This is a genomic window from Amycolatopsis rifamycinica, assembly GCF_000695625.1.
GTDB classification, from domain to species: domain Bacteria; phylum Actinomycetota; class Actinomycetes; order Mycobacteriales; family Pseudonocardiaceae; genus Amycolatopsis; species Amycolatopsis rifamycinica.
In genome coordinates this window covers 104,584-125,251 of sequence record NZ_JMQI01000027.1, presented here as the reverse complement: position 1 = coordinate 125,251, position 20,668 = coordinate 104,584, and the positions used below count along the sequence as shown (strand labels likewise).

Sequence of the window (20,668 nt, the reverse complement as noted above, 5' to 3'; positions counted from 1 at the left end):
GGGTGCAGGTCACGTGCCGGCCCGCGGCGTCGCGCCGGCTGTGCGCCGTGCAGAGCGCGTGGGTCCCGTTCACCACGTCGGGTGCCGGCCCATGCCTGACGAACGGAGGTTCCGCAAGCCGATCGTGACGCGTGACTCAACCGATATCCGGACACGCCGTGTTGCTTACCCACCTGGCCCCGCGCCCGTGCGTACGGTGCGCGCGACAGCGTCGCCCCACGCGGAGGAACGATGGCGGACAGCAAGCACGTCGGGAGGCACCGGCTCGGCACGCCGGGGCTGGTGCACTGCGTCGTCCATCACCCGGTGGCCGAGGTGCTGGCCGGCCACCGGCGGACCTGGGCGAGCGCGCTGCTGGTCCCGGCCAAGCACAGCTTCGCCGGACTCCGTCGCAAGGCCCGCGCCGCGGCGCTGGAACGCATCTGGGTGCCGTCGGTCCGCCCGGCCGGGCCGGGCGCGGTGACCGTCCGCGCCGCCTGAGCGCGTCAGGTCCCGCGCGTCTCGATCACGATCTCCGACGACAGGGTGCGGTGCACCGGGCACTTGTCGGCGATCAGCATGAGCCGGGCGCGCTGGTCGTCGTCGAGGTCGCCTTCGAGCTCGATCTCGCGGGTGATCCGGCTGAGCAGGCCGCGCTCGGTTTCGCACCGCGCGCAGTCCTCGGCGTGGACGCGGTCGTGCCGCAGCCGGACGGTGGCCCTGGTCAGCGGGATGCCCTTGCGGTCGGCGTACATCCGCAGCGTGATGGCCGTGCACGAACCCAGCGACGCGAGCAGCAGCTCGTACGGGTTCGGGCCGGCGTCGGCGCCGCCGACCGCGACCGGTTCGTCGACGAGCAGCGTGTGGCCGGCCGTGGTGACGCGCTGCGTGTAGGTGCCGTCGCCGCTCGCGGTGACGACGACGGTCCCGGACTCGGGGTGGTCCATCCGTTTCGCGGTCCTCTCGGGTGGCGCCCACGAGGCGGGACGCCGCCGATCCGGACATCCGGCGCATTCCCAAGACGCTGCGGATATCGTATCTTCTGCTGCGGGTGGGTCACCGGGACGCTGCCTGCGCCCGGCTGCCGCAAAGGGGGTGCGCCGTGGCTACCAGGCACTTGCCGATGCGCCCGGCCGACCAGGGCGGCCGCGAGCGCTACCTCGACGCGGCGTTGTCGGTGCTCCTGGACCGCGGTGTCCCGGGCCTGACGGTCCGCGGCGTGGCCGAGGCGGCCGGCGCGTCGACGCTCTCGGTCTACGCGCGCTTCGGCGGTCGCGCGGGCCTGCTCGACGCCCTGTACGAGCGCACGTTCGATTCGCTGCGGGAGCTGCTGGAAGGGCTGCCGCCGTCGAGCCGGGACGGCGTGGCGGACCTGCTGCACCTCGCGCTGGAGTACCGGCACTTCGCCCGCGAGAGCCCGACCCGCTACGCGCTGATGTTCGAGCGCCCGGTCCCCGGGTTCGACCCGGACCCGGGCCTGCGGTCGGCGGTGCTGCGGACGACGTTCACCCTGTTCATCGCCCGCGTCCAGCGGGTGTGCCCGCCGGGGGCGGACGCCCGGTCGGCGGCGTACCGGCTGTGGACGGCCATGCACGGCCTGGTGGGCGCGGAGCTGATGATGGCTTCGCGGCGGCCGCTGCCGGACTGGTTCATCCCGCCGACCGAAGAGGCGAACGAGCAGATGTACCGCGACGGCGTCACCGCGATGATGGCCGGCCTCGGCCTGCGCAACCCCTGACCCGCCGCGGCCGGGGACGACCGGTGCGCGCGGGCCGGACAACGAAGAGCCCCCGGTCCGCGAAGGACCGGGGGCTCTGTCGTTCAGCTCAGAGAGCTAGTGCTCACGCACCACCGGAGAGCTTCTCGCGGAGCGCCGCGAGCTGCTCGTCGGAGGCGAGGGTGCCACCGCTGCTCTTGGAGTCGGCCGGGGCCGAGCCCGAGGTGTAGCTTTCCGCGCCACCCTCGATGCCGGTCGCCGCGTCGGCCGCCGCTTCGGCGTCCGCCTCGACGGCCTTCTGGACCTGCTTCATGTGGGCCTCGTAACGAGTGTGCGCCTCGGCGTACTGGCGCTCCCACTCCTCACGCTGCTTGTCGAAGCCTTCCTGCCACTCCTGGGTGTCCGGGTCGAAGCCTTCGGGGTAGATGTAGTTGCCCTCGGCGTCGTACTCGGCGGCCATGCCGTACTGGGTCGGGTCGAACTCGGTGTCCGGCGTGACGCCCTCGTTCGCCTGCTTCAGCGACAGCGAGATGCGACGGCGCTCGAGGTCGATGTCGATGACCTTGACCATCACGTCGCCGTTGACCTGGACGACCTGCTCCGGGATCTCGACGTGGCGCTCGGCCAGCTCCGAGATGTGCACCAGGCCCTCGATGCCCTCCTCGACGCGCACGAACGCACCGAACGGGACGAGCTTGGTGACCTTGCCCGGCACGATCTGGCCGATCGCGTGGGTGCGGGCGAACTGGCGCCACGGGTCTTCCTGGGTCGCCTTCAGCGACAGCGAGACGCGCTCGCGGTCCATGTCGACGTCCAGGACCTCGACCGTGACCTCCTGGCCGACCTCGACGACCTCGGACGGGTGGTCGATGTGCTTCCAGGACAGCTCGGAGACGTGCACCAGGCCGTCGACGCCACCCAGGTCCACGAAGGCACCGAAGTTGACGATGGACGACACGACGCCCTTGCGGACCTGGCCCTTGGCGAGCGCGTTGAGGAACTCGCTGCGCACCTCGGACTGGGTCTGCTCCAGGTAGGCGCGGCGGGACAGGACCACGTTGTTGCGGTTCTTGTCCAGCTCGATGATCTTCGCCTCGAGCTCGCGGCCGACGTACGGCTGCAGGTCGCGCACGCGGCGCATCTCGACCAGGGACGCGGGGAGGAAGCCGCGCAGGCCGATGTCCAGGATGAGGCCGCCCTTGACGACCTCGATGACGGTGCCCTTGACGGGCTCGTCCTTCTCCTTGAGCTCCTCGATCGTGCCCCAGGCGCGCTCGTACTGCGCGCGCTTCTTGGACAGGATCAGACGGCCTTCCTTGTCCTCCTTCTGGAGGACCAGGGCTTCGACCTCATCGCCGACGGTGACAACCTCAGCCGGGTCGACATCGTGCTTGATGGAGAGCTCACGCGAGGGGATGACACCCTCGGTCTTGTAGCCGATGTCGAGCAGGACCTCGTCGCGGTCGACCTTGACGATCGTGCCTTCGACGATGTCGCCATCGTTGAAGTACTTGATCGTCTTGTCGATCGCCGCGAGGAAGTCTTCCTCCGACCCGATGTCGTTGATGGCGACCTGCTGGGGCCCGGTGGGGGCGGTCGGGGCGGTGGCGGTGTCGGTGGTCATTAGGCGGGTTGCTCCGGTGGATGGGAATCGAGGGTTGGCAGTTGTCGGCGCGATGGGGAGCATGCGACGACCCTGCAAGCAAACGTCCACCAGTGAACGACCGCGGCATTGACCCCGCATACGGTGCGCGACCCGAGTCCCAACCAGAAGCTGAGCGGAAGGCAGCGCGAACCCACTGCGCTAACACTTATCCTACGCGGCAGTCGCTAGGCGGCACAATCAGGGTCCCCCTGGCTCGCTAAGGTCCTCGCGGAAGCAAACAGCAGGCACGAGGACGCAGGTGGCGCAGGTAGCGGCCACCGGGACCGGAGACCCCATCATGCCACCGGAGCAGGCGCCCGCGCCGGGGCGCCACGACGCCGCCGAGCACCGGCTGGGCACCGCGGCGGTCGCCTACCGCGAGGTCGGCGGGCCCGAAGCCGCGGCGGCCAACCTGGCGTGGTGGGACGCCGACGCCGACGACTACCAGGCCGAGCACGGCGGGTTCCTCGGCGACGCCGACTTCGTCTGGTGCCCGGAGGGTGTCCGGGAGGCGGAGGCGCGGCTGCTCGGCGACGTCCGGGGCAAGCGCGTGCTCGAGGTCGGCTGCGGCCAGGCCGCCTGCGCGCGCTGGCTGGCCGCGGAGGGCGCCCACGCGGTCGCGACCGACCTGTCCGCCGGCATGCTGCGCCACGCCCGTGACGGCAACGCGCGCACCGGCCTCGCCGTCCCCCTGGTCCAGGCCAACGCCGAGCAGCTGCCGCTGGCGTCCGGCAGCTTCGACGCGGCCTGCTCGGCCTTCGGCGCGATCCCGTTCGTGGCGTCGGTGGACGCCGTCTTCGCCGAGGTGCACCGGGTGCTGCGGCCGGGCGCGCCGTGGGTGTTCTCGGTGACCCACCCGATGCGGTGGATCTTCCCCGACGACCCGGGCCCGCAGGGGCTCACCGTCACCCAGCCGTACTTCGACCGCACGCCCTACGTCGAGGTCGACGACGAGGGCACCGCCACCTACGTCGAGTACCACCGCACCCTCGGCGATTACGTGCGCGCGCTGGCCGCGGCCGGCTTCGCCCTGACCGACCTGGTCGAGCCCGAGTGGCCGGAAGGGCACACGCGGGTGTGGGGCCAGTGGAGCCCGCTGCGCGGCAAGCTGTTCCCGGGCACGGCGATCTTCCGCACGCACCGCTCGTGAGCGCCCTCGAGGCGCAGCAGAACGCGCGGTTCGCCGCGCTCGACCCGCTGCTCCCGCCGATCGCGGCGCCGCCGTCGCCGTCGAGCGAGCCGCTGGTGGTGACGGCCGGCGGGCGCAAGGCGGGCGGGCTGCTGACGAACGTCGTGCACGCGCCGGGCTCCTGGCCCACGCTCTGGGGACCGTCGGACCTCCGGGACCTGACCGCGGTGCCGGGCGACAGCGGCGCGGCGGGCCTCGCGGCGCTGCTGGGCGAATGGCGCGACCGGCTGCGCGGGACGCCGGCCGGCCCGGACTCGGGCTGCTCGCTGACCTGGCCGAGCCGCGACGCCGAGGCGTCCGCGGTGCTGCTGGCGCACGGCTTTGCGCCGATGACGTGCCTGGCCGTGCGGGCCGCCGAGCCGCCCGACGGCCCCGGGACGGCGCCGGTCACCGTCCGCCGCGCCGGGGACGGCGACGTCGACGCGCTGACCGAGCTGCGGCTGGCCGAGTGGCGCTACACCTGCCTGGTCGGCACCGCGGTGCCGCGGCCGGAGGCCCGGGCGCTGCTGCGCACCGAAGTCGTCCGCTCCCTGCGCTTCAGCGGGCTCGTCTGGCTCGCCGAGGAGGACGGCGGCGTGCCGGTCGGCATGGCCTCCTGCGCCCTGGCCGAGGCCGCGCCCGGCAATTCCGTGCACGGCAGGCTGCTCCCGGGCCGCTGGGGGTACGTCGACACGCTGTCGGTCGGCCCGGCGGCCCGCGGCGGCGGGGTCGGCCGGGCGCTGATGGCGGTGGCGCACCGCTCGCTGCTGGAGCACGACGTGCGCGGGACCTTCCTGTTCTACCACCCGGCGAACCCGCTTTCGCCGGTATTCTGGCACCGGCAGGGTTACCGTCCACTGTGGACCATGTGGCTGCGGCGCCCCGCCTGGTCCTGACCACACACCCAGGGGGAACCATGGACATCGCCGAGCCGCTGCTTGCGGCGCACCGGGCGCGCTTCGCCGCCGTCGACCCACTGCTGCCGCCCGCCCCGCCACCGGCCGCCGGCGAACGGCTGGACGCGGCGACCTCGGACGGCACGCAGGTCACCGGGGTGCTGCAGCGCGTGCGGCTGGCGCCCGGCGACGTCCCGATGCTGTGGTCGGCCGCGGACACGTGGCAGCTCTTCCCGTACTTCGGCGACACCGGGACCGAGGGCGTGGACCTCCTGCTGCGCGCGTTGAAGGGCCGGCTCTCCACGGAACCGACCGAAGACGATTCGGCGTGCGTGGTCGTCTGGCCCAGCCGGGACGCCGAGGCGATCCGGGCCTTCCTCGACCACGGCCTCGTCCCGCTTTCCGCGCTCGGCGTGCGGACCGCTCCCCCGCCGGAGGGCCTGCCGGAGATCGCGGTCCGGCGCGCGGGGCCGGACGACTACGACACCGCGCTGAAGCTGGCCGAGGCGACGTTCGAGTACACCGGGCTGGTCGCCTCGGCCCGCCGGGCCAACACCGCCGAACTGCTGGGCCCCGCACTGCGGCGGGCCCTCGCCGAGACCGAGCCGCTCGTCTGGCTGGCCGAAGAGGACGGGGAGCCCCGCGCGCTCGCGCAGTGCGCGTGGGAGGACGCGACGCCGGGCAGTGAGGCGGCCGAACTGCTTCCGCCGGGCCGCTGGGGTTACGTGAACAACGTCGTCACCCTGCCGGGTGAACGCGGCGGCGGCTTCGGCCGGGCGCTGATGGCCCACGTGCACCGGGAGCTGCACCGGGGCGGCGCGACCCGCACGTACCTGTACTACAACCCGACCAACCCGCTGTCTTCGGTGTTCTGGCACCGGCAGGGTTATCGTCCACTGTGGACGACGTGGGAGGTGCGCCCGGCGGCCGCCCTGCGCTGAGCCACGCCCTGGTGAGCGGCACGCCGGTTTCCCTCCGGTGAACCACCCACAAGTGTGACGTGCGTCCGGTGATCTTGCCGCCGACCCCCGCCGGGGCTAGTTTTTGAACTGACCGGTCAGTTCAAAAGTTCGCGAAGCGGGAGAAACCGTGCAGGTCCGAGCCGATCGGGTGTCCCTCGACGGGCACCACGGCACCTTGTTGCCGCCCACCTCACTGACCGTCGGCGAGGGCGACCTGGCGATCGTGCACGGCGAACCCGGCGTCGGCGTCACCGCGTTCGGCCTCGCGCTGGCCGGCCGGCTCAAGCCGACCACCGGCACGGTGCACGCCGAGGGCGTCGACGCCCCGCTGACCGAGCTCGTCGCGGTCGTCGACGCCCCGGGCGTCAGCGAACCGGACGACGCGCTGCCGCTGCGCGTGGTCGCCGGCGAGGAGCTGGCGCTGGCCCACCGGCCGGCGGGCAAGGAGGACGTCGCCCGCTGGCTCGCCCAGCACGACGCCGCGCCGTTCGCCGGCACGCGCTTCGAGAACCTCACCCCCGCCCTGCGCACCCGGCTGCTCACCGAGCTGGCCGCCGAGCGCAAGGGCGTGCGCCTGCTCGTGCTCGACACACCCGACCGGCACACCAGCGACGTCGACACGTGGGCCGAGCCGGCGCGCGAGCAGGCCGGGCGCGGCCTGGCCGTGGTCGTGCTGACCGCGACGACACCACTGTCCGCGCTGCCCTTCGCCCCGGCGCGGATCGGTGCGGCCGAGCAGCCGGCGCCGCAGCACTTCGCTCCCCCCGCCGTCCCCGCACCCACCGAAGAGCTCGCCGAGAGCACTGACGGAGCCCCCGAATGAACGCCTTCCGGATCGCGCGCAACGAGCTGCGCCGCCTCTCCACCGGCACCCTGCCGAAGCTCGCGCTGGTCGCGCTCGTGCTGGTGCCGTTGCTCTACGCGTCCTTCTACCTCTACGCGAACTACGACCCGTACGGCCGCCTCGACAAGCTGCCCGCCGCCGTCTTCACCAGTGACACCGGCGCGAAGGACGCCGGCGGCCAGCAGCGCAACGTCGGCCGGGAAGTCACCGACGAGCTGGTCAAGTCCGGCACGTTCCAGTGGCACGAGGTCTCCGAGCAGGAGGCCAGGGACGGCGTCCGCGACGACAGGTACTCGTTCGCGATCGGCATCCCGAGCGGCTTCTCCGCCGCGCTGCTGTCGGTGGGCAACTTCCAGCCGCAGCAGGCGACCATCACGCTGACCACCAACGACGCCAACAACTACCTGTCCGGCACGATCGCGAAGCAGGTCGCCGAACAGGTCCGCAAGACGATCGCGGAGAAGGTCGGCAGCGAGGCCGCGGACCGGTTCCTGGTCGGCTTCTCCACCATCTACGCCAAGATCCAGGAGGCCTCGACCGGTGCGTCTCAGCTCGCCGACGGCGCCACCCGGCTCAAGTCGGGCCAGCAGCAGCTGGCCGACGGCGCGGCGAAGCTGGCGGACGGCTCGTCGACGCTGGCGACCGGCCTGAGCACGCTCAAGAGCGCCACCGCGTCGCTGCCCTCGCAGACCCAGCAGCTCGCCAACGGCGCTTCGCAGGTGGCCGCCGGTGATCAGAAGGTCGCCGACGCGGCTTCGGTCGCCGCGACGGCGTCGTCCGACATCCAGGGCAAGCTCGACTCCTACCGCACCCAGCTCGTGACGGACCTGCGCGGCGCCGGTGTGCCGGAGAGCCAGATCCAGGCGATCGTCGGGCGGGCCGACCAGCTGCGCTCCCCCGTCGACCAGGCGAACAGCAAGATCCAGCAGGCCAACGGCGACCTCGCGAAGCTGGCCGACGGCGCCCGCCAGGTGTCCGACGGCGCGGCCAAGCTCGCCGCGGCGTCCCCCCAGCTGGCCAGCGGCATCGCCCAGGCGTCCGACGGCGCGAACCAGCTGCGTGACGGCGCTTCGCAGCTCAGCGACGGCGAGAAGACGGCGGTGAACGGCACCAATCAGCTGGCCGACGGCGCGGTGAAGCTGCGCGACGGGCTCGCCGCCGGGCTGAAGCAGATCCCGAACCCCGACGACCCGACCCGCTCGGCGACGGCCACCACGATCGCGGACCCGGTGGCGGTGAACGCCAACGGCGAGGCCTCGGCGGGGACGTACGGCGCCGGTCTCGCGCCGTTCTTCATCTCGCTGGCCACCTGGATCGGCGCGTTCGTGCTGTTCCTGATCCTGCGCCCGCTCTCGACGCGCGCGCTGACCGCGGGCGCGGCGCCGTTCCGGGTCGCGGTCGGCGGCTGGCTGTCCTCGGCGCTGCTGGGCATCGCGCAGGTGGTCGTCCTGTTCGGCGCGGTGACGTGGCTGGTCGGCATCCACATCGCGCACCCGCTGGAGGCGGTCCTGTTCGCCGTGCTGGTGTCGCTGACGTTCACCTCGGTGGTGCACGCGCTCAACGCGTTCTTCGGCGCGGTCGGCAAGTTCCTCGGCCTGGTGCTGCTGGTGCTGCAGCTGGTGAGCGCGGGCGGCACGTTCCCGTGGCAGACGATCCCGGACGCGCTCTACCCGCTGCACGTGGTGCTGCCGATGGGCTACGCGATCGACGGCTTCCGCCACCTGTTCTACAGCGGTGCTTCCGTGCGGATCCTGGGTGACGTCGGCGTGCTGCTGGCGTACCTCGTGGGCGGGATCCTGGTGTCCACATTGGCCGCCCGCAAGCGTCGCGTTTGGACGGTGTCGGCACTCAAGCCCGAGCTGAGCCTGTGAGCGGCGGGACGAAGCAGAAGCTCTTCGAGGCCACCTTGGAGCTCTCGAAGAGCCGGGGCCTGGTGGGCCTGACAGTCGACGACATCGCGGCGGCGGCGGGCGTCGCCAAGGGCACGGTGTACTACAACTTCGGGTCGAAGGACGGCCTGGTCGACGCGTTGCTGCGCTACGGCGTGGACATGCTGGCCGGGCGGCTGCGCTCGGCGGTGACCGACGGCGATCCGCTGGACGTCATCGAGGCGCAGGTCGACACGACGCTGGAGTTCATCGCGCGGTACCCGGGGTTCTCGCAGATCCTGGTGAGCGAGCTGTGGCGGACGCCGGGCCAGTGGCACGGGACGTTGTCGTTGCTGCGCGAGGAGATCATCTCGATCGTGAAGCAGCAGCTCTCGCGGCTGGAGGCGGCGGGGCGGCTGCCGGAGGGCGTGCAGATCCCGACGGCGGCGGCCGGGTTGTTCGGCACGATGCTGGTGGTCGCGCTGGACTGGCAGGTGTTCGGGCCGCAGCGGACCCGGGCCGAGGTGCGGGACGCGGTGATGGTGCTGATCCGCGGCCTGGGCCGCCGTTAGCCTGCGTCCACCGATGGCCTGCGTCCACCGTTGGCCTGCGTCCGCCGACCGGTCGCCTGCCGGTCGCCGTCAGCCGGCTGCGCGGGCCGCCGAGCGGTAGCGGCCGGGCGTCCGGCCGACCAGCTCGGTGAAGGCCTCGATGAAGCTGCCCGGGTTCGCCCAGCCCAGCCGCGTCGCCGTGTCGGTGACCGAGGCGCCGGCGCCGAGTTCGAGCACCGCCCGCTGGACACGCAGGAGCGTCCGCCACTGGTGGAAGCTCATCGACAGCTCGGCGGCGAACAGCCGGCTGAGCGTGCGTTCACTCGAACCGGTCCGGCGCCCGAGCTGCGCCAGGGTCGCCGGGCACGCCGGATCGGCGTGCAGCAGGTCGGTGACGGCCTTGAGGCGGGCACTGACCGGCTCGGGCAGCCGCAGCGGTTCCCGCGGGGCGCGGACGAGTTCGGCGAGGACGACCTCGAGCAGCAGGCGGGCGCGCGGACTGCCGGCCGGCTCGTCGCCGGCGACGAGCGCCAGGTAGGCCTCGCGCAGCAGCGCGCTGGCCTCGAACACCGACGGCTCCGCCGGCAGCCGCCCGGCTTGGACCGCCGGAACCTCGAGCAGCCGGACGTCGGTTTCGCCGTGCGAGCGGCTGCTGTGCACCTCGAACGGGGGCACCCAGGTGATCCGGTTCGCCGGCGCCACCCAGGTGCCGGCCCGGGTCGTGGTGACCAGCGCCCCGGCCGCGGCGTACCTGAGCTGGCCGAAGTCGTGGAAGTGCGGGGCGATGTCCGCGCCGTGGGCGAGGATCCCGCAGGCCGCGTCGCCGTCCGAGTACACCAGTTCGGTCACCCTGGTCATCCTAGGTGGCGGGTTTCCGGAATTTCCTGGCGGGACACCGGTGGTACGCCGCGCCGGTGGCGTCCATCGTGGACGCATGCGAGTCATCACCCAGCACACGTACGGCGGCCCGGAAGTCCTCACCATCGAGGACGCGCCCGAGCCCCGGCCCCGGCCGACCGAAGTCCTCGTCCGGATCGAGGCGATCGGGCTGAACCCCTTGGAACCACGCCTGCGCGCCGGCGAATTCCCGCTGCTCGGCCGGCCGCCGTTCGTCCTCGGCTGGGACATCAGCGGCGTGGTCGAGGAGTCGCAGTCGTGGCGTTTCCGGCCCGGCGACGAGGTCTTCGGGATGCCCCTGTTCCCCCGGGCGGCCAACGCGTACGCCGAGTTCGTGGCCGCGCCGGCCCTGCACCTGACCCGCAAGCCGGCGTCGCTGTCCCACGTCGAGGCGGCGGCGCTGCCGGTCGCCGGGCTGACGGCGTGGCAGGGCCTGGTCGACCTCGCGGAGGTGAAGGCGGGCGACCGCGTGCTGGTGCACGGCGGAGGCGGCGGGGTCGGCCACCTGGCGATCCAGCTCGCGAAATCACTCGGCGCGCACGTGATCGCCGCGGCGAGCGCGGGCAAGCGCGAGTTCGTGCGCGGACTCGGCGCGGACGAGGTGGTCGACTACGCGGCCGCGGACTTCACCGAGGTGACCGGCGACGTCGACGTCGTGCTGGACACCCTCGGCGGCGAGGTCGCCGCGCGCTCGCTCGAGGTGCTCCGCCCGGGAGGCCACCTCGTGACGGCGGTGGCCGAGGAGGACACGGAGCTGATCGCGAAGTTCGAGGCGGCCGGGCTGCGGTTCAGCGGCATCGGGGTCGAACCGGATCCGGTGGCGCTGCGCGGTCTCGCGTCACTGGCTGCCCGGGGCGAGCTTCGGGTGCATGTGCAGGAGACGTTCCCGTTCGAGCGGATCGCCGACGCGCACCGGCTGATCGAACGAGGGCATCTGCGGGGGAAAATCGTGCTCACCGTGTGAGCCGGCCGGGCCGCGGGGCCGTCCTGGCCGCAGCCCGCCCGGGGCGTCCTCGCCACAGCCCCGTCTTCGCCACGGCCCGTCGGGGCGTCCTCGCCACGGCCCGCGCGGGGGCGCCCCCCGTTTTCCACATTACCGGCCGGCACCGACAATTCCGGCGCGAAGCCGGGTCAGCCGCGGTCCTCGATGCGCGCCCGGACCGCCGCCGCGTAGGTGTCGACCGCCGTCGCTGCCGCTGTCAGCTCGCAGGGGCCGTCGATCAGCAGCCGCTTCGCCGGGATGTACGCCTGCTCGATCTCCGGGTCGCCCTCCAGGCCGTACTCGCGGGCCAGCTCGACGTCGCCCGCCAAGCGGGTTCGCAGTTCCTCGCGGCGGGCGACCAAGCCGTCGAGGACCGCGCGCTGGCGGCGGCCGTCCTCCACCGCCGGGGCCACCGCGTGCTCGTGGCTGTCGATGTGGCGCTCCACCCACTCCGCGTCGCCGTCCACCTCCGCCGACCGGAGCTGCTTCAGCGCTCCGCGCAGCCTCTGCGCCCGGGCCGGCAACATCGCGACGCCCGTGAAGCGGGTGGCCACGCGTAGCTGGTAGGCCTCGATCTCCGCCAGCTCGGCCACCGCCTGGGTGAGCACCTCCAGGCGGCCGGCCAGGTCGTCCGGGGCCGGGCGGGCCTGGCCCGTGCTCGCCCGGACCGCCGCCACGCCCGGCGACGACTCTTCCCGGAAGCCGAGCAGCAGGCGGAGGCCGAGCTCGGCCGCGCGGCCGGCGAGCGGGGCCAGCACCTCGCCGACGAGCCGGTCGGGCTCCGCCGAGTCGTCGATCGCGTCGACGACGAGCGTGCGGCCCGCGACGCCGGTCGTGAGCCGGTCGGCGATGCGGTGGCGGACGGCGTCCGCCGTGCGGCCGGTCGCGTCCACTGCCAGGTCGACGCTGCCCGCCGGCGGCATCTGGCCGAACGCCGGCGGCAGTCCGTGCACGCCGAGGGAACGTTCCCGGTCGGCCAGCACGATCCCGAACCGCAACGCGGCCGCGACCGGCGAGCCGGCCTCGCCGGTGTCGACGACCCAGACCGTCCCCGGCTCGGCCTTGGCGAACCAGTCGGCGACCCGCTGCACGAAGGAGACGTCGACCGCCTCACCCACCGGACGCGAGAAGCTCGCGTCGACGGCCGGGCTGCCGGAGGTCCAGATGCTCAGCTGGGGCAGGTGCCCGAGCATCGTCTCGACGGGCACCATCCACGTGCCGGTGTCCTTGCCGACGACCATGCCGACGACGTGGCCGGTCGCCTCGTCGATCACGGCCGTGCCGCCGAAGCCGGGGCCGAGCGGTTCGGCTTCGGCCGTGCGGAAGAGGCGGACCCACTCGCCGCCGGTCTGCTCCGGGCCGCCGAGCCGGGCGTGCGTCCACCGGCCGACCGAGCCGGGCGGGAACCCGAACGCGCGGACGAGCTGGTGCTCCCCGAGCGGCATGCGGTGCAGCGGCGCGCGGAACACGCGGGATTCGGGGCGCTCCAAGCGGAGCAGGGCGAGGTCGCCGTGGCCGCCGCCGTCGGACGGCACCCAGCAGCCTTCGACGACGGTCGCGGCGCCGGGCATCGCCTCGGCCAGGCCGACGAAGTCGACGCTCAACGCGGCTCGCGGGCCACCCGCGGTCTCGACGACGTGCGCGCTCGTGAGCACGTGGTACTCGTCCAGTACCGTGCCCGCTCCGCACACCCGGCCGAGTTCGTCGTGCAACCGGACCCGCCAGCGTCGTCGCTCACGCTCGAACCCCATTCGGCGGACCCTACGCCGTGATCGCCACACGCCGCCGCCGACCTCCCTACCCAGCGGTAATGGCTCACCCGAACGGAGTCATCCGTTCGGCACAACGCGCATTCAGAAGCGCCCGAACACGCGGCTGCCCGGCGCGGCCGGGTCGTCGCCCGCCCAGAACTCGAGCCAGTGCCGGGCGAACTCTTCGCGGGACAGGCGGCCATCGCCGTCGGAGTCGAGGAGGGCGAAGACGTCTTCGGACGGCGTGCCGACGCCGTTCCACGCCGCGATGAGGCGGCCGTACTCGGGGGCGGAGATGGCGCCGTCGCCGTTTTCGTCGACGGCCTCGAACATCGCCTCGGCCGTGCCGGTGACGGCGTCCGGCATCGCCGGCAGCGCGTCGACGACCTGGAGCACCTGGTCGAGGCTGACCTGGCCACCGCCGCCCGCGGCGGCGTCGAGGGTGCCCCACCAGCCCATCATGACGGCGGCGAGCTGCTGCCCGGCCGGGGTGGTCGCGTCGGTGCCGCGGACGTCGAGCCACCTCGCGGTGAGCGCCCGGAAGTCGGCCTCCGTCAGGAATCCGTCGCCGTCGGCGTCCATGGCGCCGAAGACGCCGGAGATCTTGCGCCGCTGGAAGTCACTGGCCATGGCGCCCAGCATCGCCGCGGCGCATGGCCCGCGACGACGTCCGCTCGAGTACTTCCGCGTCACGACCCGGTGATCCGGGTCGTGACGCCATGTGAGCAAGCTCAGTGCGCGGCTTCGTTCCACGACCGGCCGTAGCCGATCGAGACCTCCAGCGGCACCGCCAGGGCGTACGCCGAGCCCATGCCCTCGCGCACCAGCTTCTCCAGCCGCTCCTTCTCCCCGTCCGCGACCTCGAGCACCAGTTCGTCGTGGACCTGCAGCAGGATCCGGCTCTTCAGCTTCGCTTCGACCAGCGCGCGGTGGACGTTGAGCATCGCGACCTTGATGATGTCGGCCGCACTGCCCTGGATCGGGGCGTTGAGCGCCATCCGCTCGGCCATCTCGCGGCGCTGGCGGTTGTCGCTGTTGAGGTCCGGCAGGTAGCGGCGGCGGCCGAAGATCGTCTCCGTGTACCCGCACTTGGCCGCTTCGCCGACGACCGAGTGGAGGTAGTCGCTGATGCCGCCGAAGCGGGCGAAGTACGCCTCCATCTGTTCCTTGGCTTCTTCGGTGGAAATCCGCAGCTGCTGCGAAAGCCCGTACGCCGACAGCCCGTACGCGAGCCCGTACGACATCGCCTTGACGCGGTAGCGCAGCTCCGGCGTGATCTCCTCCGGCGGCATGGAGAACGCGCGTGACGCGACGAACGTGTGCAGGTCCTCGCCGCTGTTGAACGCCTCGATGAGGCCTTCGTCCTGCGAGAGGTGCGCCATGATCCGCATTTCGATCTGGCTGTAGTCGGCGGTCATCAGCTCGGTGAAGCCTTCGCCGACGATGAAGGCGTCGCGGATGCGGCGGCCTTCCTCGGTGCGGACCGGGATGTTCTGCAGGTTCGGCTCGGTCGAGGACAGCCGGCCGGTGGCGGCGATCGTCTGCAGCAGCGTGGTGTGGATGCGCCCGTCGTCGGCGACGGACTTGATCAGGCCCTCGACCGTCGTGCGCAGCTTCGTCGCGTCCCGGTGCTCCAGCATGTGCTGCAGGAACGGGTGCTCGGTCTTCTCGAACAGGCCCTGCAGCGCCTCGGCGTCGGTGGTGTAGCCGGTCTTGGTGCGCTTGGTCTTCGGCATGCCGAGCTCGTCGAACAGCACGACCTGCAGCTGCTTCGGCGAGCCGAGGTTGATCTGCTTGCCGATCACCGCGTACGCCTCTTCGGCGGCCTGCGTGACGCGCGAAAGGTAGTGCGCTTCCAGCGAAGTCAGCTGCTCGAGGTCGACGGCGACGCCGGCGATCTCCACCTCGGTGATCACTTCCAGCAGCGGCAGCTCCAGCTCGGCGAGCAGCTTCGCGCCGCCGATCTGCTCGAGCTCCTTCTCGAGCGCGCCGGCCAGCTCGAAGATCGCCCGGGCCTTGACCAGCTCGTCCTGGATCTCCTTCTGCTCCAGGCCTTCCGCGCCGCCGTCGAGCAGCGACAGCTGCCCGTCGCCGCCGTCGGTCTCCGACCGCAGCTCGCGGTGCAGGTAGCGGAGCGCGAGGTCGTCCAGCTCGAACGTCCGCTGCCCGGGCCGCACCAGGTAGGCGGCCAGCGCGGTGTCCATGGCGAGCCCGGCGAGGACCCAGCCGCGGGCGCGGATCGCGTGCAGGGGGACCTTGAGGTCGTGGCCGGTCTTGCGGATCGCCGGGTCGGCGAGCCACGCCGCCAGCGCCGCGTCGTCGGCCTGGTCCATCGCCGTGACGTCGACGTACGCGCCTTCGCCGCCGGCCGTCGCGAAAGCGATTGCGCGCAGGTCGGACCGGACCGACGTGCCCACGGCGCGGAAGGACAGGGCCACCGGCTCGCCCGCGCCCGCGTGCGCGGTCAGCCACGCACCCAGGGCGCCCGGGGCGAGCGCGGCCCCCGAGACCTCGAAGCCTTCGTCGGCCTCCGGCTCGGCGCTCTGCAACGTCGCGAACAGCCTGTCGCGCAGGACGCGGAACTCCAGCTCGTCGAACAGCGCGTGCACGGCCTCGCGATCCCACGGGCGCAGCTCCAGCCCGGACGGCGCGACCTCCAGCTCGACGTCCCGGATCAGCTCGGTCAGCTGGCGGTTGAGCTGGACCGAGGACAGGTGCGCCCGCAGCGCGTCGCCGACCTTGCCCTTGACCTCGTCCACGCGGTCGATCAGGTCGTCGAGCGAGCCGAACTGCCTGATCCACTTGGCCGCGGTCTTCTCACCGACACCCGGGATGCTCGGCAGGTTGTCCGACGGGTCGCCACGCAGCGCGGCGAAGTCCGGGTACTGCCGCGGGGTGAGCCCGTACTTCTCCTCGACCGCGTCCGGCGTGAACCGGGTCATCTCCGAGACGCCGCGCTTCGGGTACAGGACGGTGACCTGCTCGGTGACCAGCTGCAGCGCGTCGCGGTCGCCGGTACAGATGAGGACGTCGAAGCCGTCCGCCGTCGCCTGCGTCGTGAGCGTGGCGATGATGTCGTCGGCCTCGAAGTTCTCCTTCACCAGCGACGGGATGCCGAGCACCTCGAGGACCTCCTTGACCAGGTCCACCTGGCCGCGGAACTCGTCCGGCGTCGTGCTGCGGTTGGCCTTGTAGTCGGCGTAGGTCTCCGAGCGGAACGTCTTGCGCGAGAGGTCGAACGCCACCGCCAGGTGGGTCGGCGCTTCGTCGCGAAGCAGGTTGATGAGCATCGAGGTGAAGCCGAAGACCGCGTTCGTGACCTGGCCGGTCTTCGTCTTGAAGTTCTCCGCGGGCAGGGCGAAGAACGCGCGGTAGGCCATGGAATGACCGTCGATCAGCAGCAGCTTCGGCCGCTCGGCGGTGGCGGTGGTTCCTGTGGCGTTGGCAACGGTCGTCTTCTCACTCGGGCTCACGGGGCCGAGTCTAGGCTGAGGGTCCGACACTCTTACGTGTCGCATAGGAAGAGGAGCGTTGCGTGACCGACGGTGCCGTCCCCATCGACGTGGACCGGTTGTCCGGGATCGACCCGGCGGCCGCGGACCAGCAGCTGAACGACAAGATCGGGATGCAGCTGATCGAAGCGACCGCCGAACGCGTCATCGGCACGATCCCGGTCGAAGGCAACCTCCAGCCGTACGGGCTGCTGCACGGCGGCGCGAACGCCGTGCTCGCCGAGGCGCTGGGCTCGACGGTCGCCGCGCTCAACGCCGGCCCCGGCCGGGCCGCGATGGGGCTGGAGCTGTCCTGCACGCACCACCGGGCCGTGCGCTCGGGCAAGGTGACCGGCGTGGCGACCCCGCTGCACGTCGGCCGCGGCACGATCACCGCGGAGATCGTGCTGACCGACGACGAGGGCCACCGCACCTGCACCGCCCGGCTCACCTGCGTGGTCCGGGACCGCCCGCCGGGCGCCTGAGCCCGGTGGACCTCGACGTCGCCCAGGTCCGGGCCTTCGTGGTGACGGCGGAGCAGCGGCACTTCGGGCGGGCCGCGCAGACGCTGTTCCTCACCCAGCAGGCGCTGTCGAAGCGGATCCGCAAGCTCGAAGACACCCTCGCGACGCCGTTGTTCCTGCGCACGCCCCGCTCGGTCGAGCTGACTGCCGACGGCGAACGGTTCCTCCCACACGCGCGCGAGCTGGTCCGGGTGGCCGACGCCGCGGTCGCCGCGATGGGGGCCGACGACCGGCCGCTGCGCCTCGACCTCGTCGACCACCGGCTCTCCCCCATGTTCCTGCTCCGCCGGCTGGCCGCGCACGAGCCGGGGCTGCGCGTCGACCGGGTCGCCGGCCGCGGGTTCGCGAACGCGATCGACCCGCTGCTGTCCGGAGAGCTCGACGCCGCCTTCGGCCGGGTGTCCGGCTGCGGGCGCCCGCTGCCCGACGAGCTGGAACACCGGCCGGTCCGGCTCGAACCGCTGGTCGCCCTGCTCGCGCCGGAGCACCCCCTGGCCGTGCAGGACGTCATCCGCCTCGACGAGCTGCGCGCCGACGGGATCTGGCTGCCCGGGCTCGGCGGACCCGCCGAATGGCTGTCCTACCTGCACGAGCTGTGCGCGGAGTTCGGCGTGCCGATCGACGACTCGGGCGTCAGCTACGACCTGCGGCACACGCTGGAGCAGACGCGGTACGGCAAGCGGCGGGTCACCCTGGCCGGCGCGGACATGGAACTGGCCCCCGATCTCAACCTCAGGGTGCTGCCGTTCGAGCCGTCGCCGCTGTTCCCGTGGTCCCTGGTCTGGCGGCGGGGCAAGGCGCACCCGGCGCTGCGGCGGCTGCTGGCCGTCGCCGGGCGCACCAGCCGGGAAGAGGACTGGTGCGCCTACGACCCGGAGCACGCCTGGCTGCCGGCCGGCGACGTCAGCCTCGCAGCCGCCGCGCGAACCACTCGGTGAACGCGGCGTCGACGCCGGCCGCGGCCGGCGTCCCCGGCGGGAACTCGTGGGCCATCCCGTCGACCGCCACCAGCTCGGCCCCCAGTTTCGCGTGCAGCGCCGCCGCGGGCTCGCGCACGGCGACGTCGTCGTCCGCGCCGGTGACCAGCAGCAGCGGCGTGGTCAGCTCGGCCGCGCGGTCCACGTAGTCGTAACGCGCCGCGACCGCGCGGGACCGCTCGGTCCACGAGTAGGTCACGCCGAAGCGCCGTTCGTTGGCGGCGATCACCGGTGCGAGCTGGACGACCGGGCTGGCCACGGCCGCGGCCGTGATCGCGGCTTCGCCGCGCGCCAGCACCTCCAAGGCCACGATCGCCCCGGCCGAGCCGCCGAACACGCCGAGCGGCCCGGTCGCGCCGGGCAGCCGGTCGCGCAGCTCGGCCAGCGCGGCCGGGAATTCGCCCGCCGCCTGCTCGGTCACCGGCTCGAAGACGTTCAGGACGGCGTCTTCGCTCGCGCGCCGGAAGACCTCGTCACGGCCGCCCTCGGGCAGCCGCGCCCCGGAGAGCGGAAGCCCGAAGTACACGCGCCACGCCTGCAGGGCCGCCATCGGGACGGCGTCCGCCATGGCGCGTTCACCGGCCGGCTCGTCCATCAGGTGCCAGCCGGCCACCAGGGCCGCCGGCGCGTCCGGGTTCGCCGGCGGCACCGCCACGAACGGCACCCCCGCCGCGACGCCCTCGACCGTCTCCCGCATCTTCTTTCTCCCTGTCTCTCGGCTGCTTCCAGCGAACCGCCGGGGAGGGGCGCGGGTCCAACAGCCGTTCCGGCGGCCACGACAACCGTTGGTTGTGACGGGCGGTTCCGGACGCGCGGCCGTTCGGGCAGACCTGTCGCGGGGGGTGGGTCCGATCGGCCGCCCGAACCGGACGTAAGGTGCATCCCTACGGCGGTGCCGGCCCCGGCGGAGCCCCGCCAGGGTGAACAGCGGATTCCCGGGAAACCGGCCACGGACCGCTCGCCGAAATGGGCGATGACATACCGCTGAAACACAGCTGTCACCCATTCGCCGAACGAGCGCCGATACTTGACATCGCTGCGTGACCAGCAGCGGGTCACAGGGAAACATCGTTCGGCTTTTCGTGCAATTCGTGTCGGTTGCGATCGTCACGATGTGGACACAGAGTAGTGAGGCCGCCTGTGCACAAGCCGGGCGAGAGGGATATCTTCCTGCCCTAACCTAGCCCCTGTGTCGGGGGCAACGCCTACCGGCGGCTGGTTGGTCATGGGAGGTAGTCGGTGTCAGGAGTGCGTTTTGGACGGGTTCTCGCCCTCGCAGCGGCGACGTCGCTCGCGCTGGCGGGCTGCGCCGGTGGCGGCTCGTCGAGCAGTGGTGACGGCAGCACGCTGAAGATCGGGTTCATGGGCGACCTGACCGGGGAGAACTCCGGGATCGTGATCCCGCCCCGCAACGGCGCCCAGCTCGCGATCGACGAGTACAACGCCACGAACCCGAAGACCAAGATCGAGCTGAAGCCCTACGACAGCCAGGGCAAGCCCGACCAGGCGACCTCGCTGATCACCACGGCGATCGGCTCGGACAAGATCACCGCGCTGATCGGCCCGGCCTTCTCCGGCGAGTCGAAGGCCATCGGCGGTCAGCTCGAGCAGAACAAGATCCCGAGCGTCTCGCCCTCGGCGACGAACCCGGGCCTGGCGAAGAACAACTGGGCCTACTGGCACCGCGTCGTGGCGAACGACGACGACCAGGGTCCCAAGATCGCCGAATTCCTGATCAAGGCCAAGTCGCCGAAGACCGCGTTCGTCCTCTCGGACGACCAGGAGTACAGCGTCGGCCTCGCGGACGCCTTCGAGAAGACCCTCAAGGGAGCCGGCGTCACCGTGCAGCGCGACAAGTTCCCGAAGGACGCGCCGGACTACTCCTCGACCGTGCAGAAGGTCAAGGCGGCCAACCCGGACATCATCACCTTCGGTGGCTACTACGCGCAGGGCGGCCCGCTGCTCAAGCAGCTCCGTGACGGCGGCGTGAAGGCCGTCTTCGCCACCGGCGACGGTTCGCTCGACCCGCAGCTGGTCTCGGGTGCGGGTGCCGCGGCCGCCGAAGGCGCGGTCATCGGCTGCCCGTGCAACATCCCCGACGCGAGCACCCCGAGCGAGTTCTCCACCAAGTACAAGCAGAAGTTCAACGTCGACCCGGCGATCTACGCGACCGAGGGCTACGACGCCGCGACCGCCATCATCAACGCGGTCAAGGCGGGCAACACCACCGGCGAGACGATCAACAACTTCCTGAAGACCGCGGACTTCAAGGGCGTCTCGAAGCAGATCAAGTTCAAGGCCAACGGTGAGCCGGAGACGAACGCGATCTACGTCTACCAGGTGGTCAGCGGCGCGATCAAGAACCTCGGTGCCTCCACCGAAGCCAAGATCACCGGCTGACGAAACAGGAATCGCA

General features: G+C 72.2%; 19 protein-coding genes. 12 read left to right on the top strand and 7 right to left on the bottom strand.

The window, feature by feature from the left end; translation table 11 throughout:
• The first annotated feature begins 231 nt into the window (after window positions 1-231).
• A complete protein-coding gene (locus DV20_RS13950; RefSeq protein WP_043780171.1) occupies window positions 232-480 on the top strand; it encodes a hypothetical protein in 249 nt (82 codons plus the stop codon).
• Window positions 481-485: 5 nt separating this feature from the next.
• Here DV20_RS13950 and DV20_RS13945 read toward each other — a convergent pair whose 3' ends face one another.
• Complete coding sequence (locus DV20_RS13945) at window positions 486-926, bottom strand: OsmC family protein (protein WP_043780168.1); 441 nt, start codon at window positions 924-926, stop codon at window positions 486-488.
• 176 nt (window positions 927-1,102) lie between these two features.
• Here DV20_RS13945 and DV20_RS13940 point away from each other — a divergent pair, with 176 nt between their 5' ends.
• Complete coding sequence (locus tag DV20_RS13940; protein ID WP_043780165.1) at window positions 1,103-1,717, top strand: TetR/AcrR family transcriptional regulator; 615 nt, start codon at window positions 1,103-1,105, stop codon at window positions 1,715-1,717.
• Between the two features lie 103 nt (window positions 1,718-1,820).
• On the opposite strand, the gene rpsA is transcribed toward DV20_RS13940, so the two are convergent.
• Window positions 1,821-3,320 carry a 30S ribosomal protein S1 gene (rpsA, locus tag DV20_RS13935; RefSeq protein WP_003098851.1) on the bottom strand — a complete coding sequence of 500 codons (1,500 nt, stop codon included), beginning with the start codon at window positions 3,318-3,320 and terminating at the stop codon, window positions 1,821-1,823.
• A gap of 319 nt (window positions 3,321-3,639) precedes the next feature.
• Between rpsA and DV20_RS13930 the strand changes: the two genes are divergently transcribed.
• From DV20_RS13930 to DV20_RS13905, 6 genes are all read left to right on the top strand, one after another.
• The gene (locus DV20_RS13930; protein WP_043780160.1) at window positions 3,640-4,491 is read left to right on the top strand and encodes a class I SAM-dependent methyltransferase; all 852 of its coding nucleotides are present in this window, start codon (window positions 3,640-3,642) and stop codon (window positions 4,489-4,491) included.
• A complete protein-coding gene (locus DV20_RS13925) occupies window positions 4,488-5,405 on the top strand; it encodes a GNAT family N-acetyltransferase (protein ID WP_043780158.1) in 918 nt (305 codons plus the stop codon). Before DV20_RS13930 ends, DV20_RS13925 begins: the two co-directional genes overlap by 4 nt.
• Before the next feature lie 20 nt (window positions 5,406-5,425).
• The gene (locus tag DV20_RS13920) at window positions 5,426-6,346 is read left to right on the top strand and encodes a GNAT family N-acetyltransferase (protein WP_043780155.1); all 921 of its coding nucleotides are present in this window, start codon (window positions 5,426-5,428) and stop codon (window positions 6,344-6,346) included.
• Window positions 6,347-6,494: 148 nt separating this feature from the next.
• Window positions 6,495-7,190 carry an ABC transporter ATP-binding protein gene (locus DV20_RS13915; RefSeq protein ID WP_043780153.1) on the top strand — a complete coding sequence of 232 codons (696 nt, stop codon included), beginning with the start codon at window positions 6,495-6,497 and terminating at the stop codon, window positions 7,188-7,190.
• Window positions 7,187-9,082 carry a YhgE/Pip family protein gene (locus DV20_RS13910; protein ID WP_043780150.1) on the top strand — a complete coding sequence of 632 codons (1,896 nt, stop codon included), beginning with the start codon at window positions 7,187-7,189 and terminating at the stop codon, window positions 9,080-9,082. Before DV20_RS13915 ends, DV20_RS13910 begins: the two co-directional genes overlap by 4 nt.
• Entirely contained in the window at window positions 9,079-9,651 is a 573-nt protein-coding gene (locus tag DV20_RS13905; RefSeq protein WP_043780149.1) for a TetR/AcrR family transcriptional regulator, read from the top strand. Before DV20_RS13910 ends, DV20_RS13905 begins: the two co-directional genes overlap by 4 nt.
• A 69-nt stretch (window positions 9,652-9,720) precedes the next feature.
• On the opposite strand, the gene DV20_RS13900 is transcribed toward DV20_RS13905, so the two are convergent.
• Window positions 9,721-10,479: an AraC family transcriptional regulator gene (locus tag DV20_RS13900; protein ID WP_235190833.1), complete on the bottom strand. Its 759-nt coding sequence runs from the start codon at window positions 10,477-10,479 to the stop codon at window positions 9,721-9,723.
• Between the two features lie 85 nt (window positions 10,480-10,564).
• Between DV20_RS13900 and DV20_RS13895 the strand changes: the two genes are divergently transcribed.
• Complete coding sequence (locus DV20_RS13895; protein WP_043780148.1) at window positions 10,565-11,491, top strand: NADP-dependent oxidoreductase; 927 nt, start codon at window positions 10,565-10,567, stop codon at window positions 11,489-11,491.
• A gap of 167 nt (window positions 11,492-11,658) precedes the next feature.
• Here DV20_RS13895 and DV20_RS13890 read toward each other — a convergent pair whose 3' ends face one another.
• The 3 genes from DV20_RS13890 to polA all read right to left on the bottom strand — a co-directional run bounded on the left by DV20_RS13890 (window position 11,659) and on the right by polA (window position 16,733).
• Window positions 11,659-13,260 (bottom strand): S1 family peptidase, encoded by a 1,602-nt coding sequence (locus DV20_RS13890; protein WP_043780147.1) that lies wholly within the window; start codon window positions 13,258-13,260, stop codon window positions 11,659-11,661.
• Window positions 13,261-13,362: 102 nt separating this feature from the next.
• Window positions 13,363-13,902 carry an EF-hand domain-containing protein gene (locus tag DV20_RS13885; RefSeq protein WP_051735990.1) on the bottom strand — a complete coding sequence of 180 codons (540 nt, stop codon included), beginning with the start codon at window positions 13,900-13,902 and terminating at the stop codon, window positions 13,363-13,365.
• Window positions 13,903-13,991: 89 nt separating this feature from the next.
• Entirely contained in the window at window positions 13,992-16,733 is a 2,742-nt protein-coding gene (gene polA / locus DV20_RS13880; RefSeq protein ID WP_043780145.1) for a DNA polymerase I, read from the bottom strand.
• A 62-nt stretch (window positions 16,734-16,795) separates the two neighbouring features.
• Here polA and DV20_RS13875 point away from each other — a divergent pair, with 62 nt between their 5' ends.
• Window positions 16,796-17,236, top strand: coding sequence for a hotdog fold thioesterase (locus tag DV20_RS13875; protein WP_043780144.1), 441 nt, complete (start codon window positions 16,796-16,798; stop codon window positions 17,234-17,236).
• A gap of 5 nt (window positions 17,237-17,241) precedes the next feature.
• Window positions 17,242-18,213: a LysR family transcriptional regulator gene (locus DV20_RS13870; RefSeq protein ID WP_043780143.1), complete on the top strand. Its 972-nt coding sequence runs from the start codon at window positions 17,242-17,244 to the stop codon at window positions 18,211-18,213.
• On the opposite strand, the gene DV20_RS13865 is transcribed toward DV20_RS13870, so the two are convergent.
• Window positions 18,179-18,949, bottom strand: coding sequence for an alpha/beta hydrolase family protein (locus tag DV20_RS13865; protein ID WP_043780142.1), 771 nt, complete (start codon window positions 18,947-18,949; stop codon window positions 18,179-18,181). The two genes, DV20_RS13870 and DV20_RS13865, sit on opposite strands and share 35 nt — an antisense overlap.
• Before the next feature lie 551 nt (window positions 18,950-19,500).
• Between DV20_RS13865 and DV20_RS13860 the strand changes: the two genes are divergently transcribed.
• The gene (locus DV20_RS13860; RefSeq protein WP_043780141.1) at window positions 19,501-20,652 is read left to right on the top strand and encodes a branched-chain amino acid ABC transporter substrate-binding protein; all 1,152 of its coding nucleotides are present in this window, start codon (window positions 19,501-19,503) and stop codon (window positions 20,650-20,652) included.
• Window positions 20,653-20,668 lie beyond the last annotated feature (16 nt).

Bases quoted from the DNA above. Each gene is read 5' to 3' on its own strand.
- DV20_RS13950 (WP_043780171.1), top strand. From the start codon at position 232: ATGGCGGACAGCAAGCACGTCGGGAGGCACCGGCTCGGCACGCCGGGG.
- DV20_RS13945 (WP_043780168.1), bottom strand. From the start codon at position 926: ATGGACCACCCCGAGTCCGGGACCGTCGTCGTCACCGCGAGCGGCGAC.
- DV20_RS13940 (WP_043780165.1), top strand. From the start codon at position 1,103: ATGCGCCCGGCCGACCAGGGCGGCCGCGAGCGCTACCTCGACGCGGCG.
- rpsA (WP_003098851.1), bottom strand. From the start codon at position 3,320: ATGACCACCGACACCGCCACCGCCCCGACCGCCCCCACCGGGCCCCAG.
- DV20_RS13930 (WP_043780160.1), top strand. From the start codon at position 3,640: ATGCCACCGGAGCAGGCGCCCGCGCCGGGGCGCCACGACGCCGCCGAG.
- DV20_RS13920 (WP_043780155.1), top strand. From the start codon at position 5,426: ATGGACATCGCCGAGCCGCTGCTTGCGGCGCACCGGGCGCGCTTCGCC.
- DV20_RS13910 (WP_043780150.1), top strand. From the start codon at position 7,187: ATGAACGCCTTCCGGATCGCGCGCAACGAGCTGCGCCGCCTCTCCACC.
- DV20_RS13895 (WP_043780148.1), top strand. From the start codon at position 10,565: ATGCGAGTCATCACCCAGCACACGTACGGCGGCCCGGAAGTCCTCACC.
- DV20_RS13890 (WP_043780147.1), bottom strand. From the start codon at position 13,260: ATGGGGTTCGAGCGTGAGCGACGACGCTGGCGGGTCCGGTTGCACGAC.
- DV20_RS13885 (WP_051735990.1), bottom strand. From the start codon at position 13,902: ATGCTGGGCGCCATGGCCAGTGACTTCCAGCGGCGCAAGATCTCCGGC.
- DV20_RS13865 (WP_043780142.1), bottom strand. From the start codon at position 18,949: ATGCGGGAGACGGTCGAGGGCGTCGCGGCGGGGGTGCCGTTCGTGGCG.